The following is a 26,453-nucleotide window of genomic DNA, read 5'->3' on the forward strand; positions in this document are numbered from 1 at the left end:
TCACTTCTAAAAAGGGGCAATCCATGAAATGACACCCCAAAGGTTTACATTATTGAAGACTTCGCTTAAAGTTGACCAGTTTTCTTCAATAAGTGTCAAGATGCTAATAAACGTTTCCAGACTAAAAAGAAATGCCACATTAGTGCTCGTCGCAGCAGCATTGCAACTATCCGTCTGCCATCAGGCTCAGGCAAGCGACAATCCCTTCCCAGAATCATCAACTGCGTTCAGCAAACTGCAAGAAATCAAACAACGCGCCTCTGATCTGACCATGAAAGCGATGGACTTCATGGGCATACGCTACAAACGTGGTGGCAGCACGCCGGAAAACGGTCTCGATTGCAGCGGCTTTGTACGCCTGGTATTCAAAGATGCCTTAGGTGCCAACCTGCCCCGTACCGCCGCAGAAATCAGTCGCGTTGGCGAAAATATCGATCAGAAAGATCTTCAGCCTGGTGATCTGGTGTTTTACAACACGCTGCGCCGCGGCTTTTCCCACGTCGGCATCTACCTCGGGGACAATAAATTTATACACTCCCCTTCCGCTGGTGGTCAGGTGCGGATTGAAAGCATGGATATTGCCTACTGGAAAAATCGTTTCAACGGCGCCCGCCGCATTAACGACAACGACACCAAGCAATAGTTAGCATTTCAACTCCCTGCATATACTCCCCCTGATTTTCAAATAAAAAAGCCTGGCGTCAGCGTCAACACCAGGCTTTGTAAAATACTCCCCGGGAGTATATTTACCGGTCAATACCTTTTTAATCAGCGTTCCTGCATCGCCTTTAATTTTTGCTTCAATTCAGGCATCACTGCCATCGCAGCCCGCTCACCCGCCAATATCGCCAGATTACGACCAGCAAAATCACTGCCCTTCATGCTTGGCAGTTCAGGGCGAATCACAACATCCGCCTGTTTCAGCTCGAACTGATTAATACTCTGCCCCATGATCGTCACTGTCTGCAACAAAATGTCGATTGTACTGTTGCCGTTTTGCGCTTCAGGTTGTTGAGAGATATTGACGGCAATCACCAGATCGGCCCCCATATCTCTGGCAAAACGTACCGGCACAGGAGCCACTAAACCACCATCAACATACTGCCGGTCATTGATGCGTACTGGTTGAAACACCGCGGGCACCGCAGACGATGCGCGCACCGCCGTGCCAGTATTCCCGCGCTGAAATAAAACGGCTTGCCCGCTGGACAGATCGGTCGCCACCGCACCAAACGGCTTTTTAAGTTTTTCAATCGGCGTCTGATGCACCATGCGATTCACATAGGCTTGTAAAGCATCCCCTTTCAGCACACCGCTGGATTTGGCAAACAAGGGTAAAGACCAGTCAGAAATCGTTGCCTCGTCCATTTCCAGTGCCATCTTCTGCAGCGCAAAACCATTATTACCGGCAGCGTACATCGCCCCGACAACACTGCCAGCGCTGGTACCAACCACGATGTCGGCCTGTATCCCCTGCGATTCCAGCGCTTTAATAACGCCAATATGGGCAAACCCGCGCGCCGCGCCACCACCCAGCGCCAGACCTATTCTGACCGGCCGGTTTACCTTAGCAACAGGAATCGCCGTCACTGGCGTCGGCACCACCGATGGCTGCGTACTCATACAAGCACTCATCAGACTCAATGCGGACACCGAGGCAAAGAGCGCTGTGTATTTTTTGAACTGTGAAAATCGTAACTGAAATGCGGAAACAGAAAACACGAAGAAGGTTGGCATGTGATTGGTCAGAAACTGAATAAGGAATTACTTCAAGACAACACCATTAAAGCAAAACGCTTTAACAACATCTTGTTTGCAGAACCGAATTATATTTCCAAACACCTGCTCACGTCTGGACAGCGCGAAAACAGACCGAATCAGAACACGTTTTTACTTAATTTTCAGAAACAACTGTGCATTAATAAAAAGAAAATATTGCACTGTCATATCATTGACATATTCACCACTGATAATCCTCAGGTCTTTTGGGAATGAAGACAAAGAATAAAAATTTATATTTTTTAATGAAATTAGCAATCGATTGCGCAATCGCTGGCAACCGTTTCTGAACCTAAAATTGAGAAAGACAACATGAAAACAATCCATTGGCTACCGCCGCTTACAGCATTAGCCTTAACAGCCTGCGGCACCAGCTCAAATACTGTCAGCGTGATTCCTGAGGGAACTGTTTTAAAAGTCGCGTTACTTGAAACGACCGATTTACATCAAAACATTCTGAGTTATGACTACTACGGTTTAAAAGCGGATACCAGCCTCGGTCTTGAGCGGACTGCCGCGCTGATCAATTCGGCACGCGCAGAAAATCCAAATACCGTATTGCTGGACGATGGTGACGTGATTCAGGGTACATTGCTCGGTGATTATCAAGCTGTGGCCTCACCAGTTCCTTGCAGTGGCACGATGGCCATCCATAAAGTGATGAACGCGCTGAAATATGATGGTGCCGGTGTCGGTAATCACGAATTCAACTATGGTTTGAATTTCCTCAGCCAGATCACCAACACAGATTTTGGTCTGAGTGACGTTACAAAACCAGTCAACTGCGGCGCACCAAGCTTCCCTGTGGTTCTCGCCAACGTGGTTGGTATCAGTAGCCAAAAACCGATCTTCAATCCTTACTCCATCATTCCTAAAAAATTCAATGCAACGACACCAGACGGCTCACCGCTGAGTGTTACGCTGAATGTCGGCATCATGGGCTTTGTTCCACCGCAGATCATGGACTGGGATCAAAAATACCTGGCGGGTAAAGTCATGGTAAATGGTGCGGTCGAAACAGCGAACAAATACATTCCTGAAATGCGCACAAAAGGTGCTGATCTGGTTGTCGCTTTATCTCACGGCGGTCTGGATGCTTCAGCCTATAGCCCAAAAATGGAAAATGCCAGCCTGCATCTGACCAACACCGGCATTGATGCTCTGATGGTAGGCCACTCTCATCTGATCTTCCCAAAAGCCAAAGAAACCAACGGCCCTGCGATCGATGCGTCCTTAGCTGCGCTGCCAGCAAGTCAAGTGGATACCGTCAAAGGTCTGGTTAATGGCGTACCTACCGTGATGGCGCAAAGCTGGGGACGTCGCCTCGGTATCATCCAGATGGTATTGAAATACCAAGGTGGTAAATGGGTAGTACAAAAAGATCAGACAAACGTCGAAGCGCGCGGCTTTAAATACAAAGATGGCACCACGATCGTTGATGCCGATGCATCTGTTGCTCCGCTGGTCGATACTGAGCATAAAGCGGCATTGTCTTACGCAACTCAGCCTCTGGGAACGACAACCGACTTTGAAATGTCTGCCTATTTTGCTTTGGTCGGCGACGTCAGTGCGATTCAAATCGTGAATCAGGCACAAATCGATTACGTCAAAAATTTCATTACCAACTCAACTGACGCGACCATCGCCAGCTACAAAACGATCCCTGTCATCTCCTGCAGCGCGCCGTTTAAGGCTGGCCGCAATGGTGCGACAGACTTTACCGATGTCGCACCAACCGCGACATCAACAGCACCAGTCGGCTTACAAGTGCGTAATCCTGGCGACCTTTACCTGTACGGCAACAATAATATCCAGGCAGTCAAGATCAAAGGTTCAGATCTGAAAGCATGGCTGGAAACCGTCGCAAAACAGTTCGCGCAAATCAATCCAGCCCTGACCACAGAGCAAGATCTGGTGCCATCGTATGGAACCATCTATAACTACGATGTGTTCTATGCCGAAAACAATGCGCTGACCTATCAGATTGATGTAACGAAAGCCGTTGGCAGCCGCATCGTGAATCTGACATACGCAGGTAAGCCTATTGCCGACACTGATGATTTCATCGTAGCCACTAACGACTATCGTGCAGCAGGCGGTGGTAATGTCCCGGGTATTGACGGTAGCAAAACCATCATCAAATCACCTGACGCAAATCAGGCCGTGGTCAGCGATTACGTGAAAAAACAAGGCAAACTGACTCTGGCAAAAAATGGCTCGGGCAAAAGCTGGAGTTTCGTTAAAGCCACGACTGCTGGTCCCGTCATTCTGCGTTCAGCACCTGGCAAACTGGCCATCGCCGGCAATTCTGGCCTGAGCCTGGTGAAATCCGAAGGCGCACTCGATGCCAACGGTTTCGCCAAATATGCCATTGACCTGAGCAAATAATCGCAAGGCAATCCGCATTAAAAAGTTGTAAGTAGTTATTTCAGCGGTAAACCTGCTCCTGGCAACAGGGGCAGGTTTTTATAATATGAATACCATGAAAAACATCATCACCCGTGCTGCCCTCACCTGCACCACCTGCCTTTTCATTGCTTGCACACCTGGCGTCAACACCCATCCCGGCACCGCGGAAATTGAATCGACAGGCATGCACGCGATACAAGCGCAACACCCGGATTCCATTAAAACTCTCAGAGTATGGGCGAATCAGGGAATAGTCACAGCACAAAGAGAACTCGGCTTAGCCCTTGCAGTACAACAGGACAAACAGGCAGAAGCAGCGCAATGGATGGAAAAAGCAGCAAAAGCTGGCGATACCGAAGCGCAATTCGCGTTTGCTGAAGCGAACTACAAAGCCAAACTTGGACTTCCCCAAAACCTGGAGGTTGCATGGAAATGGTACGAAGCAGCAGCAACGAAAAACAATGCCAAGGCAAGTTTCATGCTGGCACGCATGGCAAAATACGGCGAAGGCACACCGCTTGATCTGCAAAAATCGGTGCACTGGTTAAAAGTCGCCAGCGATCAGGGCAATGCCCAGGCAATGTTCCTGCTGTCGAATGCCTACGCCGATGGCGACGGCATCGCCAAAGATCCCGTACAAGCCAGGACATGGCTGGAACGCTCAGCGGAAGGCGATTTTCCTCCGGCGATACAAGCTCTTGCGATGGAACTGGAAGGGGATAAAAAGCACCACGATCCCGATAAACTCAGCGCCCGTCACTTGCTGAAAGAAGCGTCCGATGAACGCATGTTGCGCTGGAATAAATTTCAGTAAAAGCGGCTAAATTTTCCGCATAAAAAAAGCCCGCATCTCGCAGGCTTTTTTACGCAGACACAAAGTCTAACGCGAAGAAACAAGTTTCAGGCCAAAACCGATCAGTGATAAACCTGCCAGTTTTTCCAATACACGGGTCACTGTAGGATTAGCACGCAGGCGCTCCGCCAGAAAATGTGTCAGCAACACCGCAATCAAACCATAAATGAACGTCAGAATCGCGATGGTCGTGGCCATAAACCCAAACGTGATAAGCCCCTGATGGCGCACCGGATCCACAAATAAGGGGAAAAAAGCCATATAAAACACGATGGCTTTGGGATTGAGCAAGGTAATCATCAGCGCCTGTTGCATGTAATGATGAGGCTTGATGTTTAACACCGGCGCGACACCCGGTTTGGCTAGCAACATCTTGCATCCCAGCCAGATCAAGTACGCCGCACCTAACCACTGCACGGCCTGAAAAGCAGCCGGATACGAATGCAGCACTGCAGCAACACCAGCCACTGCCATCCAGAGCAAGACCTGATCGCCAAATATCACACCAAGCGTTGCCGCCAGACCGCCTTTGATACCACCTTTGCTGGTCGAGGTGATCAACGCCAGATTACCAGGCCCGGGAATAATCAGTAACACAATAAATGCGATGACAAACGAGCCGTAATCAGTAACGCCGAGCATGATAAATCCTTAAAATTAAGCCAATACGCCAAATGATGGTCTTGCTTTACACATTAAAAGAAAACCTGACTTGCAATCAAGCATTTCTTTATTTCTTTGTTTGCAGGAAAACAAGCGATTCTGATCATTTTTGACAGCGTTGATCAGAATGAATTGCTCATTGCGGACGAGCACTTCGCTTCGCACCGCCACCGGCCGGCTTTCATTCTGGCAAACGGACGCAATCGATTGTCATACCAGCCTGAAAAGTAACGTGAACCAGGTAGTTATGCATTTTATGAATGATTATTATCTAAATATTTGATTTTACGTATTTATTGCAGTGCAGTATAGTTACATCTGTCTCCTCCAACACCGTCAAGGTTTGGATTTAAGCCCGCTAATGCGGGCTATTTTTTTATCCACGCCCCCTCCGCAATCGCACATCAGAAATGAAGTTTCTGCATATTTCCTGCAAAATCACTTCACAACTACGTCGTCCCTGAAATAAATAAAAAACCCCGGGATTGAGCAAAGTTGAAATTATTAAATTAATATTAATGATTTCCCCCCATCATTTATCATGACTCCGGCTTCCAGCAAAAAAATATCCGTACCTTAGTTTTTTACCCTCTGATTCCACTACTATTCCTACTTAACGTAAATTTACGACAACCTTCCGGTATCAAATTTTCATCGAATCCTGAGTTTTTTATCGAATCGACATCAACTGATTGCCTATGCCATCCACTGTCAATTCAAATTCGTTTAAACGCCACATCTGGTACACACTGTCGTTACTGGTCATCTTGGTCTGCACGTTCACTCTGTCCGTCATCGCAGAAAAAACAATCGATGCAGCGAACGAACAGCGACTGAACTCATTTCTTCTGGCCGATGAGTTACGTCAGTCTTCTGATGACCTGACACGCATGGCGCAACTTTATGTTGTTTCTGGTGATCGCCGGCAGTCGCAGTACTATCAGGACATACTGGATATCCGTGATGGTAAAAAACCAAGACCAGTGAACTATGGGGGCATCTATTGGGATCTGGTGCTCGCGACAGGAACACCACCGACAGCGGAAAGCAAACAGACGAAGCCACTTCTGGAATTGATGCGAGAAGCAGGTTTTACCGAGCAAGAACTCAGTGTTTTGTCAAAAGCGAAGGTTTTTTCAGACCGTTTGACACAAACTGAACGAGAAGCAATGCAATTGCGCCAATCTGAGAATGGCAAAGAAAAAGCAAGTCAGATGTTGCACGATTTTGCTTACCTGAACGCTAAAGCAGCGATCATGAAGCCCATCGATGATTTTTATGGTTTGATGACAGCGCGAACCAATAACGCAGTCAGCAACGCAGAACATCGTGCATTGTTAATCAGGATTCTCTTTATTGGTCTGGCAGTGCTATCACTACTGATGCTCTACCGCACCTCACGCGCCCTCAGGGTCATTATGGGCGGCTCGGTTAGCGAGGTCCATGAAGAGATTACACGTATCGGCAACGGCGACTTCAGCAAACCATTGGCTGTGACTGAAAGCCTGCAAGGTTCCGTGCTTGCCCGCCTGGCAGAAATGCAAAGCAAATTAAAACAAATCACAGATCAGCACCAATCAGCGCAAGCAGAACTGCGTCAGAGCGAGGTGAATCTGAAAATTGCCCAGCAACTTGCGCAGATTGGTAACTGGGATATCAACCGGAGCACCGGCGAAGTGATCTGGTCCGACGAGGTGTACCGTATTTACGAAGTGACTCCCGACACTTTTACGCCTTCAGCTCATTCTTTCGTCGATGCGACGCACCCCGATGACCGGGTCTTGCTCAGTCGCCGTTACAACGACGCCATTGAAAACAAGACCGCGTATGAAATTACCCGTCGCTTACTATTAAAAGACGGGCAGATAAAATACGTCAACGAGCGTGGTAAACCTTTTTATCAGGAAGATGGACACGTCCTGCACTTAATCGGCACAGTGCAGGACGTCACCGCCAGCAAACTCAGCGAACTGGCATTGAAACGGCTCAATCGCGATTTGCGCTTGCTCAGCGACTGTAACATGGCGCTCGTACGGGCTGAAGACGAGCATACCTTGCTCAATGAAATCAGTCGCTTGTGCGTCGAAAGTGGCGGCTATCTGATGGCGTGGGTCGGATATGCTGAATATGACGATGCACGGACTGTGAAGCCTGTGGCACAGTCTGGTTACGAGAATGGCTATCTCGATGGCATCAATATTTCCTGGGGCGGCAACGCACTCGGCAGCGGGCCGGTCGGTTCTGCGATCAGAACCGGTGAACCGACGACAATTCAAAATGTATTAACCGACGAAAGAATGCGGCCATGGCGCACGGCAGCGATACAACGCGGCTACCGGTCAAGCATAGGTTTACCGTTGATTCATAACGAACATACCATTGGCGCCCTCACCCTCTACTCCAGCGAAGCAAACGCTTTCGATGCAGAAGAAATCAGGCTGCTGATGGAACTCGCGAACGATCTCGCGTTTGGCATTATCAACTTGCGTACCCGCGCCGCGCACGCCGAAGCCAAGTTGAAACTGGATTTCCTGGCCAACTTCGACTCCTTGACACACCTGCCAAACCGGACACTGCTGCAAGACCGTTTCGAACATGCGGCAATGATCGCTGACAATGAAAACACAATGGTCTCGCTGCTGTATCTCGATCTTGATCACTTTAAACACATCAACGACAGCCTCGGCTACGCAACCGGAGATCGTGTGTTGATTAAAGTCGTGGAACGACTGCGTCAGTGCGTACCAGAAACCGCTACCATCAGCAGGCTGAGCGGCGATGAGTTTGTCGTTCTTCTGACTGGCAAACGCGATGCAATCGGCGTGGCTGGAATGGCGAATACCATCAGCGATATTTTTATCGATCCTGTTGATATCGACGGCAATACGCTGAATATTTCATGCTCTATCGGTATCGGCTTATATCCTGAAGATGGGAAAGATTTCGACACGCTGCTCAAACATACCCATGCAGCTGTCGACAGCGCCAAAGAAGCTGGACGTAACACCTATTGCTTTTTCTCGCATGAGATGAATTCTGGCCTGACAGAACAGATCAGGCTGACCGGTGGATTGGTACATGCATTACGCAATCAGGAATTCCGCATTCATTATCAGCCACAGTCCGACATTCATAGCGGAAAAATCATCGGTGCAGAAGCGCTGCTGCGCTGGCAACATCCGGTGGATGGCTTAATTTCGCCAGGCAAATTCATCAGCCTGGCAGAGCGCAGTGGTCACATCGTGCCTATCGGCGAATGGGTACTGAACGAAGCATGCCGTCAGGCCGCCAGTTGGTTACGCGACTATCCTGACGCTCCGGTCGTCGCGGTCAATCTGTCGGCATTACAGTTCAAACGTGGCAAAATTCTGGATGTGGTTGCCAATGCACTCACAAAGTCTGGCTTGCCACCGCATCAACTTGAACTGGAACTGACGGAATCGATTTTATTGCAAGATGTCGGCGCCACCATAAACATCCTGCACGGATTAAAAAATCTGGGTGTCAAATTATCGATCGATGACTTTGGAACTGGCTACTCCAGTCTCTCTTACCTGAAGCAGTTGGCCGTCGATAAGCTGAAAATTGATCAGTCGTTTGTGCGCGATATGCTGACCAGTGCCGATGGTGCGGCCATTGTCAAGACCATCATTCAGCTCGGACACAACCTGCAACTGACGGTCATCGCCGAGGGTGTTGAAACCAAAGAACAACTGGCCTGTCTGAACGAATATGGATGCGATGAAGTGCAAGGCTACCTACTCAGCCATCCGTTACCAGCCGACGAACTAAGCCGTTTGCTTACTGAACGATCCGGCACGCTTACCGTCGATTAAAGTCGATACACATGCGGATGACGCGGCCCCGCTTAATACTGCCGCTGACCAAACGCCATCAGAAACGCCGGTGTTCACGCGGCTCGAACACAGGATCTGAGCCATTTTCCAGTTTGCGCACAATGCCAGAGTGATCGAAATAGACTGCCATCAGTGAATTCCACACACCACTTTCCTTGTATGGATACGACCACGCTTCCAGCCCGACTCTGGAGTAATACACATTTTCATACGGTGCGCCCAGCATTCTCAACACAGCCGCCTTATCAGATACGCCCGGTTTGATTTCGGCAAACTTCTGGTCTGTCAGCACTTGTTCATACGAAAGCACTTTGCCGTCGGCAGCAACTCTGACCATGTGCGTCGCCTGCGCTCTGCGACCACGCATGTACTCAAGTAAATGGGTTTGCCCATCCTGATACACATGGGTAGGATTGCCCAGCTTGGCAAGCACGTCATTTTCCGTTTGCAGCGCAGCGATATCTGCCGAATGCCAACTGGCACATGAGCTTAAAGTGGCCGCAAAACTAAAAAAGACGAGTTGTTTTATGATGGAATAAACGCTGAATGTTTTCATGGTAAACCGACGTGTTGTCAACACCGTGTTATGCCGATTGCAGCCAATGGCAAGCAATCATCAGGCGACGTGCAGCATCCTACACCCTCTCCTCTGTTTGATAAACAAAAACACCACGGACAAAGCAAAACCGACTTACCTACCCGTTGCCACGATCAGCTCATCCAGTGAAACAAAATCAGTTATCGCTTTCTACGCGATTACGCCCATTTTCTTTTGCTTTGTATAAAGCCCTGTCAGCCCGCTGCAATAACATATCAAAAGATGTATCTTCAACATTCAATGTAGCGACGCCAATACTGGCTGTAAAACGGACAATGGTATTGTCATCCAGATTTACGCCCTGCGCTTCAGCGACGACGACACGCAAGCGTTCGGCAATGATTTTCGCGCCACTTGTATCAGTATGCGGCAGTATCACCGTAAATTCCTCGCCCCCCAAACGTCCGCTGACATCTTGATCTCTGGCGGTAATAGTCAGCAAGTTTGCCAACTCTTTTATTACCCGGTCACCAACCGGATGCCCCCAACGATCATTAATAAACTTAAATTTATCAATATCCAGCATCAATACTGAAAGCGAATGCGTATAACGTCTCGCCCGGGTAAATTCTCTGTTCCCGATATCCATGATGTGACGACGGTTTGCAATATTCGTTAGTGCATCTGTGGTGGCAAGTTTTCGCATTCTCTCGCGTTGACACAATGCCTCGTGATGCGCGCGCAAAGCGATTACAGCGAAAATACACAAGAGCAGAAATCCAGTGGCAAACTGCCACATTCTGTAACGCCAAGCCTTCAACACACGGTCATAGTCAAAGCCAACAATCGTGATGAACGGAAAGCGCTCCACTTTACTCACCCCGGTAATTCGTCGGCGACCATCGTAGGGGGAATTATTGATGAATGAAGTGGGGTCATTAATCCGGCTGTAAAAAAACTGCGCCATTGGCACGGGAACAGGTTTCCCTATCGCATCGGGTTGTGCCGGCTTGTTTGCCAGCAGCAGGCCATCCGCATCCATAATGGCGAGTACATCATTTGCTTCGGTATGTATTGCTTCAATCCATTTTTGTGCCAATGCCAGATCGACCACCGCCACAACACCGCCAAGAAAGACCCCGTCGGCAGACCCCAGGATACGCGACATCAACACAGCAGACCGACCTGAAATCGATTGTTCAGCGGATAAATACTTTATATGAGTACTTTGCCCCGGACTCACCTTCACACCTCCACAAAAATGTTGGCCGGTGTTAACGCCGATGAAAGGTGATTTTGCAGTCGCCACAATGCGGCAATCACGATCCAATACCGCGAAATCCCTGAGGCCTGTGACCGTTTCGAGTTTCTCCGAAAGAATTGCGGTCAGGCGAATATTTCTTTCATTATCCTTGCTAGTTAACTGCAAATCTTTAACGACATCGAGTCTGCCAATGATGTCGCGCAGCACGTAATCTGTGACAAGAAACAACTCACCGACAGAACTGCCAACCAACTGACTCTTGTTGATTGCAAGCTTCTTTGACTCTTCGATAATTTGCTCGCGCTCCTGATAAAAATCAACAGTCAACCATGTACCGACTATGCTTAGCAATAAAAGCAAAGCGCCATAGTCTGATAGGAATTTTGAGATAACTTGATTTTTTGAAATGAAATTCAATTTGAATTATCCGAAAAATGACGAAAAATTTTGGGCCACTTGATGCGTGATATTGCATGTGAAGATCAACGTTGATGAACGTTATGCCGATTCGCACAGTGTTCAATCGGCAAATACCCAGCAACAAGCAACTGGCGTAATGAGGGCATTCAGCAGCGTATTAACCGCCTGTACTGACAACTCAAACCACGACCATTCTGAAGAAAAAACGAAAACAAGCTTGTATCGTTCGCCAATAAGATTTGGCAAGAAACACTTCGCCAACGAGGTGACGTACCTGTCGAAGGAAGGTTGGTAGAAATTATATTCAAAAGTACAGAAATGAATTGCAAACCATTGTGCCAGGAGAAATATCTGCGTTCTACATCACAACGCTGCGCAGCGTTGCATTTTACTTAATGACGAGTTACCGAAATAACTCAGGTAAAGTGCGACATACGACGCGGTGATACTGATCAGTCAGATAAACCACAAACGAACAAAAGACATGATCACAACAAGGACATAAAACTGTATCCTTTATTTTCGTCAGTATTCAAATTGTTCTGGCAAGATATGACCTTTTGATCTTTTCTGAATGCACGCAGCCACCCATCATTTTTTTGAGGGAAATATGCAAATTGATATTTATCAGAGTGTCGCTCAGCCCAAAAAGCACCTGTCTGTCGCTGCCAATACCGACATCAAACTATTAAATCTGGAAGACCCTGATTATGCCGATGTCCGGCTGATACAGCGCGGCTTCGACACATTGGGGCTGGTCAAACCTGTGGCTCTGGATGTTGCAGCAGCAATCGCGGGCATAGAGAGCGAAGGTTATTATCTGCACAGCGCCGATATCGAAATCGGCTGGGTTCAGCAATCCTGAAGACAACGCCGACAGGCTTTAACACCTGAAAGGAAACCATCTTGAGAACGTTTAAAACCGGAAATTTCGAGATCACCTTTGAGCATGATATTCAGGACACCGCGGCGATCGCACCATATGCCACGATCAGGAATTTACTGACCGGGGAAGAAGGCGGCGTACTGGAGCTTGACATGATCTGTCAGACCGAGCCGCAAGCTGATGAAGAAGTTATCCGCGAGGCAAAACACAGAATCGCAACAGGACAATGGCGCGACTGATTCAATCCAGATTTTCATCATCCAGAAGCAAAAAATACTAAAAAATCAGAAAAATATACTGGGGGGAGTATATTTTAACCCCCTTTATTTACTGAGACATTAAGGCAAAATCGGCAGATACTCCCCTGTTTTTAGTCACTTATGGGGTCGGATAGCAGCCTTCTGAATGCTGTCAGCGCATTTATCTGGCAGAACGGTGTTGCTGATATTTCTGCATCAGCGCTTCATACAAAGCATTGCCGCTGCGGGCGTAACCATCTTCCGTAAAGTGCACCAGATCTGGTCGCGCCAGTGGCGGGTTGGCTTCAGCATAGCGTTGTATCGCGCAATCACCGCCCATCGCCGCCGCCCAATCCCAGTACAATAATTTTTCAGCGACCGCCGTTTCACGCTGTATGGTCTGCACGGTACGCAATGCCATTGGCAATTTATAACGGCACCCTGCACTCTCGCCAGGCCCGGTCTTTTTCGCTGAATTCGGCGCGCCGATCAATAAAATCGCCGCCTCAGGCGCAGCGCTGCGCAATTGTCGTATCGTCGTTTGCAAGTCCAGCCGGTAAGCGTCAAAGTCAGGTTTACTGTCAAACGCTTCGTTTGTTCCATACGACAAAATCAGCAATTGCGGACGACGCCAGCGCAGCTGATCGCGCACCGCTTCCGGTTGCCAACGACTGATCACCCGTTGCGTTGCCCCGACGATACCCAGCGCATCAACGCTGACGCCCGGTGCAATCGCATCAATTGCAATGCCGCCCAGCTCCGCCGGATTACCCTCGGAACGCAGAAACAAACTATTCAGTTCCGCGCCGCTGCCGATCACGTAGCTGACCTGCCAATCATTGCCCGCTGGTGGTGCCAGATCGCGGATATCGCCATCGGGAAAAGCCAGTTTCCAGCCGCCTGCGGCTTGATCAGACACTTTGCGCGACCAGATGCTGACACGGTAAACACCATTCAAAGGCTGCTTCGGTAAAATTTCCATGTAAGCGCCTGAAGACGGCATGCTGGCAACACCGCCAAGCGGAAAATTTTCCGGATTCGCACGGCTGATACGGGTGTTCCACTGTCCTGCCATTTTCATCAAGACCTGCGCAGAACGCTGGTTTTTAACATAACCTGGCGTAATCCAGCCTATGCCCGCATTGCCGAAACGCTGCTGCAAACGCTCGCGATACGCCTGGGTAAAATAATCGCCGCCGGTATGAGAGTCGCCTAATTGCAGAATATGAATGACATCCTTACTTTCACCACGTTCCAATGCCGCCAGTTGACGCCAGAGCCGCGCTGCATTCGGATCGCCATAATCCTGCAATACCGTCGCCTCCACAGCGGATGAAAAAAGACAGAACGTCAGCAAAACAGACGCCAGACGTCCGAACAAAAAAGGATTGATCACAAAGGCTTACTCACTGTTGGTAAAGCAAACTGACGCAAAATCAGATCACTCAGAATTTTCTGTCCGGCACGGGTGAAATGGATGCCGTCTTCGTTGCGGACAGTCACACTTTTTCCATCCTCCCTCGTAATCGCTTTCTGATAGGTCTCGGCATTATCGCTTAATAGCTCACGGGTCGATAAATAGCGCGAAGCACTATCTTTGATCGCCGCAGAAAATAATTGATTCAATACCTTCACACCGCGGTTGATATTTTCCCGCCCCATATTCGGCGCACCCAGCCAGATCACGCGTATATGCTGCGCATGCGCATATCGGACGATACTTTCCACTCTGGACGCGTAGGTCGATTGCCATTTCTCGCTGCCGAAGCGTTCATATTTGTTGCCAAACACCATATCCCAGGTATCGTTCGCGCCAAGAAATACCACCAGCACCGAAATGCGTTCTTTGCTGATCGTGTTCTTAATCGTCGTTGGCCAGTCAAAATAACCGGGATAAGTCAGCCCCGTACTCTGACGACTCAGATCCAATGACTTCACATTCCCATTTTGCAGTGCCCGCGCGACATGCGGCGCCACGCCCTGCATCATGGAGTCACCGACCAGCAAGACTTTGTCGCTGGGACTGAGCACGATACGCCCATCTTCATTGAGTGACGCAAACTGAGTCAATGGAACTGCCCGGTTTTCTTCCGTTTCGGTCACGGCTTCAGTTGTATGCTGTTGCGCGTCGCTGCTGACGCTGGCGACCTTATCTGATTCTTTCTGACTTTGCCCGACATCACTGCCACTGTCTTTATTCGTTTTTTTACCGGCAACGGGCGATGTCGATACGTTGGCAGCAATCCCATCCGCGTGCGCCTTCAACGTCAGGCCATTCGTTGTATGTGTTTTTTGTGCTACAGCTAGTGTCGGTTCATCCTTTTGCATCAGCGCTGATTTACCCAGCCACAACACATTAGCCGCGAGCATCAGACGTTCCTGCGTTTCCTCCATTGCGCCGATTTGCTGATTCAATGTCCGCGATACGACTTTGGTGACGTCCGTTCCGCTGTGCCATAACTCGGCATCCGACAGATGCGTCAGCCCTAATTCTCCGTGCCGCGTCTGCTGCCAGTAAATATCGAGCGCATCTTGCCGCAACCAGAACAATAAACCCAACGTGAGTGCGATGACCGCCAATGTCGGCATCGAACCAGTATCGACTTTCGTTGCTCTTAACGCTGTACCGGTTTTCGGTTTTACTCTTGTTTTGACCTTCGCCATCATGCAAGCTCTTAATAGGAATAATATAAAAACGCTGGCACCCCTGATGGCCCTAGCAAATTAATCAGTAACACCAGAAAAGCAAGCAGCACAGGTTTTAATATCAAAGGCGTTTTTTCTAATAAGCCCAGACTGCTGTCACGTACTTGCTCAAAGTAATATGACACCCAGAAAAATAACAATAACAAAGCACATCCGCCAAGCACATTGAGTTCAATCGCGCCGCCGTGACGAGTAAAGCCAGACAGATAATTGAGCGCCTCCTGCCAACCATCGGCACGGAAAAATATCCAGGCAACGCAGACAAAATGAAAGGTCATCACACCGCTGAGAAAGCCGTCCGCTTTGCGACCGGTGATTTTTTCCAGCACGTTTTGTGCAACCATGCCCAGCCCGTGCAATGCGCCCCAGATCAGATATTTAATACTGGCGCCATGCCATATTCCGCTGATCAGCATGGAAGTAAGAATGGTCAGTTGCGTTGCCCACCAGCCGCCACGATTCCCCCCCATTGGTATATATACGTAATCCCGTATCCAGGTCGAGAGTGAGATATGCCAGCGCCGCCAGAATTCACGCAGATTGACGGCCAGATAAGGCAAATTAAAATTCTGATTTAACTTGTATCCAAGCAGCATCGCCATTGCAATGACCAGATCGGAATAGCCGCTGAAGTCAAAATAAATCTGAATCGCAAACGCATACATACCTAACAACAGCTCGACACCCTGATAGGCATCGGGATTCGCAAACAACGGATTGACCCAGGTTGTAGCAATCCAGCTTGCCAGCCAGACTTTTTTAATCAATGCGGAAAGTAATAACCAGAAAATACGGTCAGGCTGACGAATCTGACGCACGGTTTTTTCTTCGATCTGCGCCAGCAACGTATCCGGACGGCAGATAGGGCCCGCCATCAGTGTAGGGAAAAACGCGAGGTACAAAGCGCTATCGAGCGGATTGGCAGGATCGCGCTCATTGCGACCAACCGCGACGATATAGGCAATGGCTTGAAACGTATAAAACGAAATACCGACAGGTAGAATAATATCCAGTGCAGGAATCACCCAATCGGACTGCAACGCAGCAGCTGCGAGCTGAAAACCCTCGCGAAAGAAATCAAAATATTTAAAAACCGCCAGATTGATCACTGATGCGGTGACACCCGCAACAGCCAGCTTTTTTCTGTGCTGCGACCAGCGCTTTGCCGCAGCGAGCAACAGTAATAGCGACGCCGTATAGCATGCCAGCGTCGCGCTGAAACGCCAGTCCAGCGATGCATACACGGCGTAGGACGCGAGCAGCAAAGCGACTTTTTGTGCAGAACTCCAACGTGCCAGCGCCCAGTAAAGTAATAGAAACAACAAAAAGCAAACAGCAAATTCGGGCGACAGGTAACTCATGCTAGGTTCGGAGACAAAATACGCAAACGAAAATCAATCAACCGCCAGCAATGACAATAAGCAGCGGAAAACAAAGAGGAAGACTTTACATTATCTCAATATTTTTACGCAATGCATTTCACAACAATCGTGCCCGAAACCCGCAAAGCTGTTTCAATCTTGTTGCATCGCGATTGCACAAGCCATTTGCAGTGAATGATGCGACAAGGATTTACGGACACTAGTCTTACGTCCCCTCCCTTTTAATACGCTTTTTACCCTACTCAATACCCCTTAGCCACATCCACCAATACCGGTAAACTGCCATCATCACGATAACGGCGAACATTACCCGCAACAATCGCCGAGGCGGTTTGCTTGTCTGTGGGAGCAGAAATATGCGGCAATACTGTGACCTGTGGATGCTGCCAATGCCAGCTTGCTATAGGCAACGGTTCCGTTTCAAACACATCCAGCACCGCATGCTGCAAATGCTGAGTATTAAGTGCATCCTGCAAATCTGCATCCTGCACAATCGCACCGCGAGCAAAATTCACGAGTGATGCCCCCTTAGGCAACTGCGCCAACCGCGCGGCATTCAACAAGCCTCTGGTGTCCGGTGTCAGCGGTAACAGGCAAACCAGAATATTGGTTCGGGCGAACATCGCAGACAAACCAGCTTCCCCTGAAAAACAATCAACTCCGGCAATATTTTTCTGACTGCGACTCCAGCCGCACACCTGAAAACCCGCTGCCAGCAAGCGTTTCGCCGCTGCCTCACCTAAAGCACCCAACCCCAGCAAACTGATCGTTTTAGATTGTGGCCGGATATATTCCCGCGCCAGCCATTGGCTATTTTTCTGCTGTCGCGCATAGGCTGGCATCTCCCTGTGCAGATATAAAGTCCAGGCAAGCACAGCTTCTGCCATCGTTTCTGCCAGTTGCGGATCGACCAGGCGCACGATCTTTAACTGGCCCCGGCCAAGGTCAGCCACCAGACGCTCTACGCCGGCCCAGACGCTATGCACCCACGTCAGCGCGGGCAGTTGCTGTAAATTCGCCGGATCGGGGTTCGCCACAATCGCGACCGTCACACTTTGCTTTTCGCTTTCGGATAATTGATTAAACGCGACGACTCGTTCATCTGGCATCGCCTGCTGCAAGGCCTGCACCCAGGCATTCGTCTGTGTATAGTCAGATGCAGCAACAAAAGGAATCGGCATTCTGACGTGATCTGGTTTCATTGTATGGTGCTTCTTTTTGGATTTTTAACAAAGCAAGATCATACCGCGACGCGCCAGCAATGACGCAATCTCCCATGAATGCCCTACCCACAGAATATAATGAGTGCTCAAGCGACCTCTTAAGCTATTCAAGCGCCCTTTTTATGCCGCCCTCTTCTTCTCTGAAAAATTCCCACGAAGCCGACTGGCTGGGTTGGTTTGACGGCTCTGCAAAACCGAATCCCGGCAACTGCAAAATCGCCTGCATACTGCATAGTCCTGATGGCAAAGTCACACAGCACACCGCCAACATTGGTCATGGTGACAGCAGCGACGCCGAATATCAGGCACTGATCGCAGCCTTGACACTACTGACACAACAAGTGACGCAGCCAGAAACACAAACGGTACTGCTGCGTGGAGACAGTCTGGTTGTGATCAACGATGTTCTGGCCGTGGAAGCGAAGGCATCCAGACTGCTATCTACTTATCGCCAGCAGGCGCTGGAGCTGATGCAATCTTTGCCGCGATTAAAGTTGAAATGGGTGCCGCGACATAAAAATATCGAAACCGACCAGCTTTTACGCACCTGATACGCCGTTTAAAGTACGCAAGCATTTGATTCTTCAGCATAAATTCATCGGCCAGCGGGCAAGGTTGCAGGCTTTCCGGTACAATCGCGCCCATGAATCCTTTGCCTAAAAATCTCTTCTCACGCCCACGTTTCCGCCCTGAAGTTGGTGGTGACAACGCTGCACCTTTTCTTCCTATGTCACGCGCTGAAATGGATGCGCTCGGCTGGGACAGTTGTGACGTCATTCTGGTCACCGGCGATGCCTATATCGATCACCCAAGCTTTGGCATGGCCTTGATTGGCCGCGTACTTGAACATCAGGGCTTCCGTGTCGGCATCATCAGCCAGCCCGACTGGCATTCGGCCGACGCATTCCGCGCTCTCGGCAAGCCAAATCTGTATTTTGGCGTTACTGCCGGCAATATGGATTCTATGGTCAATCGCTACACTGCCGACAGAAAAATCCGCTCGGAAGATGCCTACACACCCGATGGCGACCGCAGCAAACGCCCTGACCGTGCGCTGGTCGTGTATGCACAACGCGCGCGCGAAGCTTTTCCGGATGCCAACGTCGTCATCGGCAGTATCGAAGCCAGTCTGCGCCGGATCGCCCATTACGATTACTGGTCAGATAAAGTGCGCCGCTCTGTCTTGCCTGACTCTAAGGCAGACATACTATTATTCGGTAACGCTGAACGGGCACTGATCGATCTGACACACCGATTGGCAGCAGGTGAACCGATCAAAGAAATACGTGATTTGCGCGGTACGGCGTTTATGGTGCCACGCGGCTGGTTACCGGATGACGAATGGGTAGAAATCAATTCCGTCAAAATTGATACGCCGGGAAAAGTCGAAGCTCACACTGATCCGTACGCCATGACACCGGAAGACGGCGCGAAATGCGCAACGGGTGAAGGCGATAGTGCAACGGACACAAATCCTGCGCAAACAGCGGCAACAACGGAAGTGAAAACGGATGTTGTTAAGCAGCAGGCGGTTCGTATGATGAGCCGAGAAGAACGTCAATTGATGCTCAAGAATAAGCAACACAAATCGGTGATACGCCTGCCATCGTTCGATGAAGTCAAGGATGACCCTGTGATGTACGCGCACGCATCACGCGTATTTCACCTGGAAGCGAATCCCGGCAATGCCAAAGCGCTGCGACAAGGCTATGGTGAACGTGATGTCTGGCTGAATCCACCACCGCTGCCGCTGGCGATGGATGAAATGGACGGCGTCTACGACCGCGCCTATGCACGTGCACCGCATCCGTCATATGGCAAAGCCCGTATTCCAGCCTGGGAAATGATACGTTTTTCCATCAACATCATGCGTGGCTGTTTTGGCGGTTGCACGTTCTGCTCCATTACCGAGCACGAAGGTCGCATCATACAAAGCCGCTCAGAACCTTCTATTCTTCGCGAAATCGAAGAAATACGCGACAAAGTCAAAGGCTTTACCGGCACCATCTCTGATCTGGGTGGCCCAACGGCGAATATGTATCGTCTCGCCTGCAAAGATAAAAAAATCGAAGAATCCTGCCGCCGGCTTTCTTGCGTTTATCCATCAATTTGTACAAACCTCGGCACCGATCACAGCAAATTAATCTCGATTTATCGCAAAGCACGGGCGATACCGGGCGTGAAGAAAATTCTGATCAGTTCCGGACTGCGTTATGACCTCGCTGTACGTTCCCCAGAATATGTGAAAGAACTGGTAACGCATCACGTTGGCGGTTTATTAAAAATCGCACCTGAACATACTGAGGCGGATACTTTATCGAAAATGATGAAGCCAGGCATCGGCAGCTACGATGAATTCAAGCAGATGTTTGAAAAATATTCGCGCGAAGCGAATAAGGAACAATATCTGATTCCTTATTTCATTGCTGCACATCCAGGCTCCACCGATGAAGACATGGTGAACCTCGCGATCTGGCTCAAGAAAAACGACTTCAAACTCGATCAGGTACAAACGTTTATGCCAACGCCGATGGCACTGGCGACGACGATGTACCATACCCGCAAAAATCCGCTCAAAAAAGTCAGTGCGGATTCTGAAGCCGTGGAAACAGCGCGTTCAGGAAAAATCCGGAAACTGCATAAAGCACTGTTGCGCTATCATGCGCCGGAAAATTGGGAAATCATCCACGAAGCTTTGGTACGCATGGGACGGCGCGATCTGATTGGCAGCAGCCCGCGTCATCTGATACCGCCTCGCCAGCCCGCAATCCCTGTCACTGTCGATGAAAGCGGTGTAGCCAATGGGCGACGTGTAGCTGCACCAAAAATCAATACTTATGGCAAAAAGCCAGTTGCGCGTGGCAATGCCGCGACCACATCCAGGCCAGCCTCATCGACAGCTGCCCGCCCGCCATTGGCTTACAAATCAGCAAAACCGAAAACCAGTCCAGCAAAATCAGGCAGACGATAATAATCAGGCACAATCCGGCGCAAATCGGACAAGTCTATTTCAAAGCTGCGAGCATACCCGCTCCGCAGCTTTTTTCTTTTTCTGACACTTCACCACAATTGGCTGATGTAGAATCAATTCATCGCTGCTTCGATTCCAACATCATCCAACGGAGGAAATATGAAACACATGAAAACGGTTCTGATTCTTGAACACACTGAAGAAGTCTTTGACAAACTTACCTGCGATGTCTGTGGCGCAGAATCTCTGTGGGATGAAAACTGGGGTACAAAAGAATACGAGAAAATTAACACCACTATTTCTATGGAAGAGGAAGAATCGTTTCCGAACGGCGGCCAGTCGAAACTCACTCAATATCATATTTGCCCAAGCTGCTTTAAAGACCATCTGGCAAAATGGTTTGAAAGTCATCGCCACGCAAAACCGACAACCACGACTTCAGTCTGGTAACGTAATAGAGCACAAGCGCATCAGATAAACATCCGCAGGCAGGCAAATTCAGTATTCTTGGCGCGGTACAAGGTATAATGCAAGGTTTGATTGCATAAGAAAAGCTAATATTATGGAAGCCGAACGCCTCAATAGCCTGTCATCCCTGCTTGCCGACCTGACGGTCCGTGAAGCCGAACTACGGAGGTATCTTTGACTTCGATATCAAGTCAGAGAAACTCGAACAAGTTAACGCCGAATTAGAAGACCCAACGGTCTGGAACGATCCTAAGCGAGCGCAGGATCTGGGCAAAGAAAAAAAATCCCTTGAAGCCGTTGTCAACACGCTGACCGAAGCGGAATCCGGCTTGCGCGATGCGAACGATCTGTTTGCTATGGCGAAAGAAGAAAACGACGACGATACGCTGGAATCCATCGAAACCGACGCGCAGCATTTGCGCGGCCTGATCGAAGGTATGGAATTCCGCCGCATGTTCAACAACCCCATGGACCCGAACAACTGCTTCATCGATATCCAGGCGGGTGCTGGCGGAACCGAGGCACAGGATTGGGCATCGATGCTGTTGCGCCAGTATTTGCGTTATTGCGAACGCAAAGGCTTCAAGGTGGAAATTCTTGAACAATCCGATGGTGATGTTGCCGGCATCAAGACGGCTACCCTGAAAGTTGAAGGCGACTATGCGTACGGTTTCCTGCGCACAGAAACAGGCGTACATCGCTTGGTGCGCAAGTCACCATTTGACTCAAATAATGGCCGCCACACTTCGTTTTCAAGCTTGTTCGTTTACCCAGAAGTAGATGATTCATTTGAGATCGACATCAATCCAGCCGATGTGCGCACCGATACTTATCGCGCCTCCGGTGCTGGTGGTCAGCATATTAATAAAACTGATTCTGCCGTTCGTCTGACACATGGCCCATCAGGCATTGTTGTTCAATGTCAGAATGATCGCAGCCAGCATCGCAACCGTGCGGAAGCCTGGGAAATGCTGAAAGCGAAATTGTTTGAACTCGAATTGCGCAAACGCATGAGCGAAAAACAAAATCTGGAAGATTCCAAAACCGATGTCGGCTGGGGTCATCAGATTCGCTCGTACGTACTCGATCAGTCCCGCATCAAAGACCTGCGTACCGGTTTTGAAACAGGTAATACCAAAGCAGTGCTCGATGGCGACATTGATGAGTTCATCGCTGCTTCATTGAAGCAAGGCGTTTAAATAAATCGAACGTAACAAGCAAGTACAACGGCGCAATTTCCGGCATTTGAAATTGCGCCGACAAAACAAACAGGCAGACAAACTGCCCGGACAACTAAGAGAAATCTGAGAGAAATCTTATGTCAGAACTGAATAATCAAACCGCTGCCAGCGAATTGCCGGTCGATGAAAATTCCATCATCGCGGAACGCCGTGCCAAGCTCGATGCTATCCGTACCAAAGGCATTGCCTTCCCTAACGACTTCCGCCCGCAACATAAAGCCGCCAGCCTGCAAGAGCAGTATGGCACGATAGGCCGCGAAGAGCTGGAAGCGATGAATGTCGAAGTCAGCGTTGCTGGCCGCATGATGCTTAAGCGCGAAGCTGGTAAAAAAGCCGCTTTCGCGACCTTGCAAGATGCGTCCGGCCTGAAGGCTGATGGCCGCATACAGTTGTATGTGACGCTGGATAAAACCGGTGAAGAGGCGATGGAAGCCTTCCGCCATTACGATCTGGGCGACATCCTCGGTGTTGAAGGTGTGCTGTTCAAAACCAAAACGGATGAGCTGACCGTTAAAGTCACGACCTTGCGTTTGCTGACCAAGTCCCTGCGCCCTCTGCCAGATAAATTCCACGGTCTGGCAAATCAGGAAACCAAATACCGTCAGCGCTATGTTGACCTGATCATGAGCGAAGACACGCGCCGCACCTTCAAAGCACGTACTGCGGCAATGACATCGATCCGTAATTTCATGGCCAGCCATGAATTCATGGAAGTCGAAACACCGATGCTGCATGTAATCCCAGGTGGTGCGGCAGCCAAGCCTTTCATTACGCATCACAATGCGCTGGACATGGAAATGTACCTGCGTATCGCGCCTGAGCTGTATCTGAAACGACTGGTCGTCGGCGGCTTTAACCGCGTATTCGAAGTTAACCGTAATTTCCGTAACGAAGGCGTATCGCCGCGTCACAATCCTGAATTCACGATGATGGAATTCTACGCAGCCTATGTCGATTACAAATGGCTGATGGACTTCACTGAACAAGTCATTCGCAAAGCCGCAGAAGACGCACACGGCACAGCAGTGCTGACGTATCAGGGTAAAGAACTTGATCTGTCGAAACCATTTGAGCGCCTGACTATCGTCGGCGCAATCAATAAATACGCACCGCAATACACGCAAGAACAATTGCACGATGCTGAATTCATCAAGGCTGAATTGCTAAAATTCGGTGTCAAACCGTTTGCTACTGCTGGACTTGGTGCCTTGCAACTGGCGCTGTTTGAAGAAACTGCCGAAGCACAGTTGTGGAATCCGACGTACATCATCGACTACCCAGTCGAAGTGTCGCCACTGGCACGTGCTTCTGATACTGTTCCCGGCATCACCGAGCGTTTCGAGCTGTTCATGACTGGCCGCGAAATCGCGAACGGTTTCTCGGAATTGAACGATGCCGAAGATCAGGCAGCGCGCTTCCAGGCGCAGGTTGCCGCCAAAGATGCGGGCGACGAAGAAGCGATGTACTACGACGCTGATTACATCCGCGCACTCGAATATGGCCTGCCACCGACCGGCGGCTGCGGTATCGGCATTGATCGTCTGATGATGTTGATTACTGATTCGCCGAATATCCGTGACGTGATTCTGTTCCCGCATCTGCGCCGCGAAGACTGATCTCAGGTACGATAGCGAAACACACCGTAAGTAACGAAAAGGGACTGTATCAAGCAGTCCCTTTTTTGTTTCTTTCATTTACGTGAATTACTCAGATTGAGCAACATACCATGCCAGTAATACATCCGCTTAAAAAATTACTGCACTACGCCAGTGCTTATAAAACTGATCTACGGTTGGCGACACTGTATTCGATACTGAACAAATTTTTTGATGTGCTGCCGGAAGTGCTGATCGGCGTGGCAGTCGATATCGTCGTCAATGGCGAAAAAAGCTTCCTTGCTAAACGTGTGCTGGGCGGCTTCGGCATTACGGAAACCTGGCACCAGTTGGTGTTTCTGGGCGTGGTCAATGCGTTTATATGGATGGGTGAATCCTGGTTTGAATATTTGCTGTCGCTGAAATGGCGCAAGCTGGCGCAGAACCTGCAGCATGATTTACGTCTCGACACGTACGACCACGTACAAAAACTGGAGATGGCATATTTTGAAGATCAGCGTACCGGCAATCTGATGTCGGTGCTGAACGAAGACATCAATCAGATGGAACGTTTTCTGAACGGTGGCGCGAATCAGATCATTCAGGTGATCTGCTCTTCCGTGATGGTCAGCGCTGTCTTCTTTGTGCTGCAACCTTCGTTAGCGATCATTTCCCTGCTGCCAGTACCGGCAATTCTGTTCGGTGCATTCTGGTTCCAGAAACGGCTGGCCCCGCGTTACGCCGAAGTCCGCGAAGCAGCTGGCGATGTCAGCGCCCGCCTGAACAATAACCTGCTCGGGTTGGCCACGATCAAAGCGTTTGCCACCGAAGATTTTGAAAAAAATCACATTGCCGAAGCCAGCAATACTTATCGTGAAGCCAATGCGCGGGCAATTGCGGTCAGCGCTGCTATTACCCCGGTTATCCGGATGGCAATTCTGGCAGGCTTCACCGCGACGCTGGTGTACGGCGGCTGGCTGACCCTGCATGATGAGCTGGCAGTCGGCGCATATTCAGTACTGGTCTATCTGACGCAACGCCTGTTATGGCCGATGACCAGCCTGGCAGAGGTGGCGGATATGTATCAACGCTCGATGTCAGCCATTGACCGCGCCATGAATTTGCTCGATACGAAAATCAACATCACCTACGAAGGACAACACTTGCCGGCTGCCGATGTGAAGGGGCATATCCGTTTCGACGCAGTTGGGTTTACCTATGGCGAGCAACAAACCTTGCACAATATCAACCTCGAAATTCCGGCTGGCAAAACTATCGCCTTCGTCGGTTCTACCGGCTCCGGAAAGTCAACACTGGTCAAACTGTTATTGCGATTCTACACACCGCAAAGCGGAAAAATTTTTATTGATGGCGTTGCGACCGATAGCGTGAATTTGCAAGATTTACGTCGTCTGATCGGTTACGTTGCACAAGATAGTTTTTTAACCGATGGCACCATCGCTGACAACATTGCCTACGGCTCAGACAACGTGACAGAAACAGCGATTGCCGCTGCCGCTCAGGCGGCGGAAGCGACTGAATTTATCAGCAAGCTACCTCTGGGTTTTGCCACCCGTATCGGCGAGCGCGGGCAGAAACTTTCCGGCGGCCAGCGCCAACGGCTGGCACTGGCAAGGGCAATCTTAAAAAATCCACCGGTCTTGATTCTCGATGAAGCAACCAGCGCAGTTGACAATGAAACCGAAGCCGCAATACAGCGCAGTCTCGATGTCGTCAGTCGTGACCGCACCACCATCGTCATCGCACACAGGTTGTCAACGGTGAGACAGGCCGATTGTATCTATTTGCTGGAAGCGGGCCGAATTGTCGAAAGTGGCACCCATGACGATTTACTGAAATTAAATGCTGGCTATGCAGCACTGTGGCGTCTGCAAACAGGCGAACGCACACAAGGTCAAACACAATCAGCCACGTAATGATCAGCCACGTAATGCTGTC

The 26,453-nt window shown here is 49.7% G+C and carries 20 protein-coding genes; 12 read left to right on the forward strand and 8 right to left on the reverse strand.

Annotation, left to right across the window (positions count from 1 at the left end):
- Positions 1-100 precede the first annotated feature (100 nt).
- A complete protein-coding gene (locus H8K38_RS14010) occupies positions 101-643 on the forward strand; it encodes a C40 family peptidase (protein ID WP_186885452.1) in 543 nt (180 codons plus the stop codon).
- A 125-nt stretch (positions 644-768) separates the two neighbouring features.
- Here H8K38_RS14010 and H8K38_RS14015 read toward each other — a convergent pair whose 3' ends face one another.
- Positions 769-1,623 (reverse strand): patatin-like phospholipase family protein, encoded by an 855-nt coding sequence (locus H8K38_RS14015; RefSeq protein WP_186885453.1) that lies wholly within the window; start codon positions 1,621-1,623, stop codon positions 769-771.
- Between the two features lie 468 nt (positions 1,624-2,091).
- Between H8K38_RS14015 and H8K38_RS14020 the strand changes: the two genes are divergently transcribed.
- Both H8K38_RS14020 and H8K38_RS14025 read left to right on the forward strand, forming a co-directional pair.
- Complete coding sequence (locus H8K38_RS14020; protein ID WP_186885454.1) at positions 2,092-4,167, forward strand: bifunctional 2',3'-cyclic-nucleotide 2'-phosphodiesterase/3'-nucleotidase; 2,076 nt, start codon at positions 2,092-2,094, stop codon at positions 4,165-4,167.
- An 85-nt stretch (positions 4,168-4,252) separates the two neighbouring features.
- Positions 4,253-5,002 carry a tetratricopeptide repeat protein gene (locus H8K38_RS14025; protein ID WP_186885455.1) on the forward strand — a complete coding sequence of 250 codons (750 nt, stop codon included), beginning with the start codon at positions 4,253-4,255 and terminating at the stop codon, positions 5,000-5,002.
- 66 nt (positions 5,003-5,068) lie between these two features.
- On the opposite strand, the gene H8K38_RS14030 is transcribed toward H8K38_RS14025, so the two are convergent.
- A complete protein-coding gene (locus H8K38_RS14030; protein ID WP_186885456.1) occupies positions 5,069-5,683 on the reverse strand; it encodes a LysE family translocator in 615 nt (204 codons plus the stop codon).
- Positions 5,684-6,402: 719 nt separating this feature from the next.
- On the opposite strand from H8K38_RS14030, the gene H8K38_RS14035 reads away from it, so the two are divergent.
- Positions 6,403-9,540, forward strand: coding sequence for an EAL domain-containing protein (locus H8K38_RS14035; protein WP_186885457.1), 3,138 nt, complete (start codon positions 6,403-6,405; stop codon positions 9,538-9,540).
- Positions 9,541-9,598: 58 nt separating this feature from the next.
- Here H8K38_RS14035 and H8K38_RS14040 read toward each other — a convergent pair whose 3' ends face one another.
- Positions 9,599-10,117 carry a hypothetical protein gene (locus H8K38_RS14040; RefSeq protein ID WP_222610861.1) on the reverse strand — a complete coding sequence of 173 codons (519 nt, stop codon included), beginning with the start codon at positions 10,115-10,117 and terminating at the stop codon, positions 9,599-9,601.
- 178 nt (positions 10,118-10,295) lie between these two features.
- Positions 10,296-11,690 (reverse strand): GGDEF domain-containing protein, encoded by a 1,395-nt coding sequence (locus H8K38_RS14045; RefSeq protein ID WP_255422985.1) that lies wholly within the window; start codon positions 11,688-11,690, stop codon positions 10,296-10,298.
- A gap of 703 nt (positions 11,691-12,393) precedes the next feature.
- On the opposite strand from H8K38_RS14045, the gene H8K38_RS14050 reads away from it, so the two are divergent.
- Complete coding sequence (locus H8K38_RS14050; RefSeq protein ID WP_186885458.1) at positions 12,394-12,648, forward strand: hypothetical protein; 255 nt, start codon at positions 12,394-12,396, stop codon at positions 12,646-12,648.
- Positions 12,649-12,689: 41 nt separating this feature from the next.
- Positions 12,690-12,908, forward strand: a complete 219-nt coding sequence (locus H8K38_RS14055) for a hypothetical protein (protein ID WP_186885459.1) — start codon at positions 12,690-12,692, stop codon at positions 12,906-12,908.
- A 181-nt stretch (positions 12,909-13,089) separates the two neighbouring features.
- On the opposite strand, the gene H8K38_RS14060 is transcribed toward H8K38_RS14055, so the two are convergent.
- The 4 genes from H8K38_RS14060 to H8K38_RS14075 all read right to left on the reverse strand — a co-directional run bounded on the left by H8K38_RS14060 (position 13,090) and on the right by H8K38_RS14075 (position 18,198).
- Positions 13,090-14,304 carry an SGNH/GDSL hydrolase family protein gene (locus H8K38_RS14060; protein ID WP_186885460.1) on the reverse strand — a complete coding sequence of 405 codons (1,215 nt, stop codon included), beginning with the start codon at positions 14,302-14,304 and terminating at the stop codon, positions 13,090-13,092.
- On the reverse strand, positions 14,301-15,575 hold the full coding sequence (locus H8K38_RS14065; protein ID WP_186885461.1) for a DUF459 domain-containing protein: 1,275 nt from the start codon (positions 15,573-15,575) through the stop codon (positions 14,301-14,303). Before H8K38_RS14065 ends, H8K38_RS14060 begins: the two co-directional genes overlap by 4 nt.
- Positions 15,576-15,583: 8 nt before the next feature.
- Complete coding sequence (locus tag H8K38_RS14070) at positions 15,584-16,975, reverse strand: MBOAT family protein (protein ID WP_186885462.1); 1,392 nt, start codon at positions 16,973-16,975, stop codon at positions 15,584-15,586.
- 263 nt (positions 16,976-17,238) lie between these two features.
- A complete protein-coding gene (locus H8K38_RS14075; protein ID WP_186885463.1) occupies positions 17,239-18,198 on the reverse strand; it encodes a glyoxylate/hydroxypyruvate reductase A in 960 nt (319 codons plus the stop codon).
- 143 nt (positions 18,199-18,341) lie between these two features.
- Between H8K38_RS14075 and H8K38_RS14080 the strand changes: the two genes are divergently transcribed.
- The 6 genes from H8K38_RS14080 (at position 18,342) to H8K38_RS14105 (ending at position 26,431) form a co-directional block, all read left to right on the forward strand.
- On the forward strand, positions 18,342-18,770 hold the full coding sequence (locus tag H8K38_RS14080; RefSeq protein ID WP_186885464.1) for a ribonuclease HI family protein: 429 nt from the start codon (positions 18,342-18,344) through the stop codon (positions 18,768-18,770).
- A gap of 176 nt (positions 18,771-18,946) precedes the next feature.
- Complete coding sequence (locus H8K38_RS14085; protein WP_255423002.1) at positions 18,947-21,190, forward strand: YgiQ family radical SAM protein; 2,244 nt, start codon at positions 18,947-18,949, stop codon at positions 21,188-21,190.
- A gap of 159 nt (positions 21,191-21,349) precedes the next feature.
- On the forward strand, positions 21,350-21,640 hold the full coding sequence (locus H8K38_RS14090) for a hypothetical protein (protein ID WP_186885466.1): 291 nt from the start codon (positions 21,350-21,352) through the stop codon (positions 21,638-21,640).
- 112 nt (positions 21,641-21,752) lie between these two features.
- Positions 21,753-22,857, forward strand: a protein-coding gene (prfB, locus tag H8K38_RS14095; protein WP_186885467.1) for a peptide chain release factor 2 whose coding sequence is annotated in 2 segments (ribosomal slippage) — positions 21,753-21,833 and positions 21,835-22,857 — 1,104 coding nt in all. Because the reading frame shifts where the segments join, the coding sequence is not laid out codon by codon here.
- Between the two features lie 119 nt (positions 22,858-22,976).
- Positions 22,977-24,515 carry a lysine--tRNA ligase gene (gene lysS / locus H8K38_RS14100; RefSeq protein ID WP_186885468.1) on the forward strand — a complete coding sequence of 513 codons (1,539 nt, stop codon included), beginning with the start codon at positions 22,977-22,979 and terminating at the stop codon, positions 24,513-24,515.
- Positions 24,516-24,625: 110 nt separating this feature from the next.
- Complete coding sequence (locus tag H8K38_RS14105; protein ID WP_222610863.1) at positions 24,626-26,431, forward strand: ABC transporter ATP-binding protein; 1,806 nt, start codon at positions 24,626-24,628, stop codon at positions 26,429-26,431.
- The last annotated feature ends 22 nt before the right edge of the window (positions 26,432-26,453 follow it).

This window comes from Undibacterium sp. FT79W, assembly GCF_014284215.1.
Lineage (GTDB): Bacteria > Pseudomonadota > Gammaproteobacteria > Burkholderiales > Burkholderiaceae_D > Undibacterium > Undibacterium aquatile.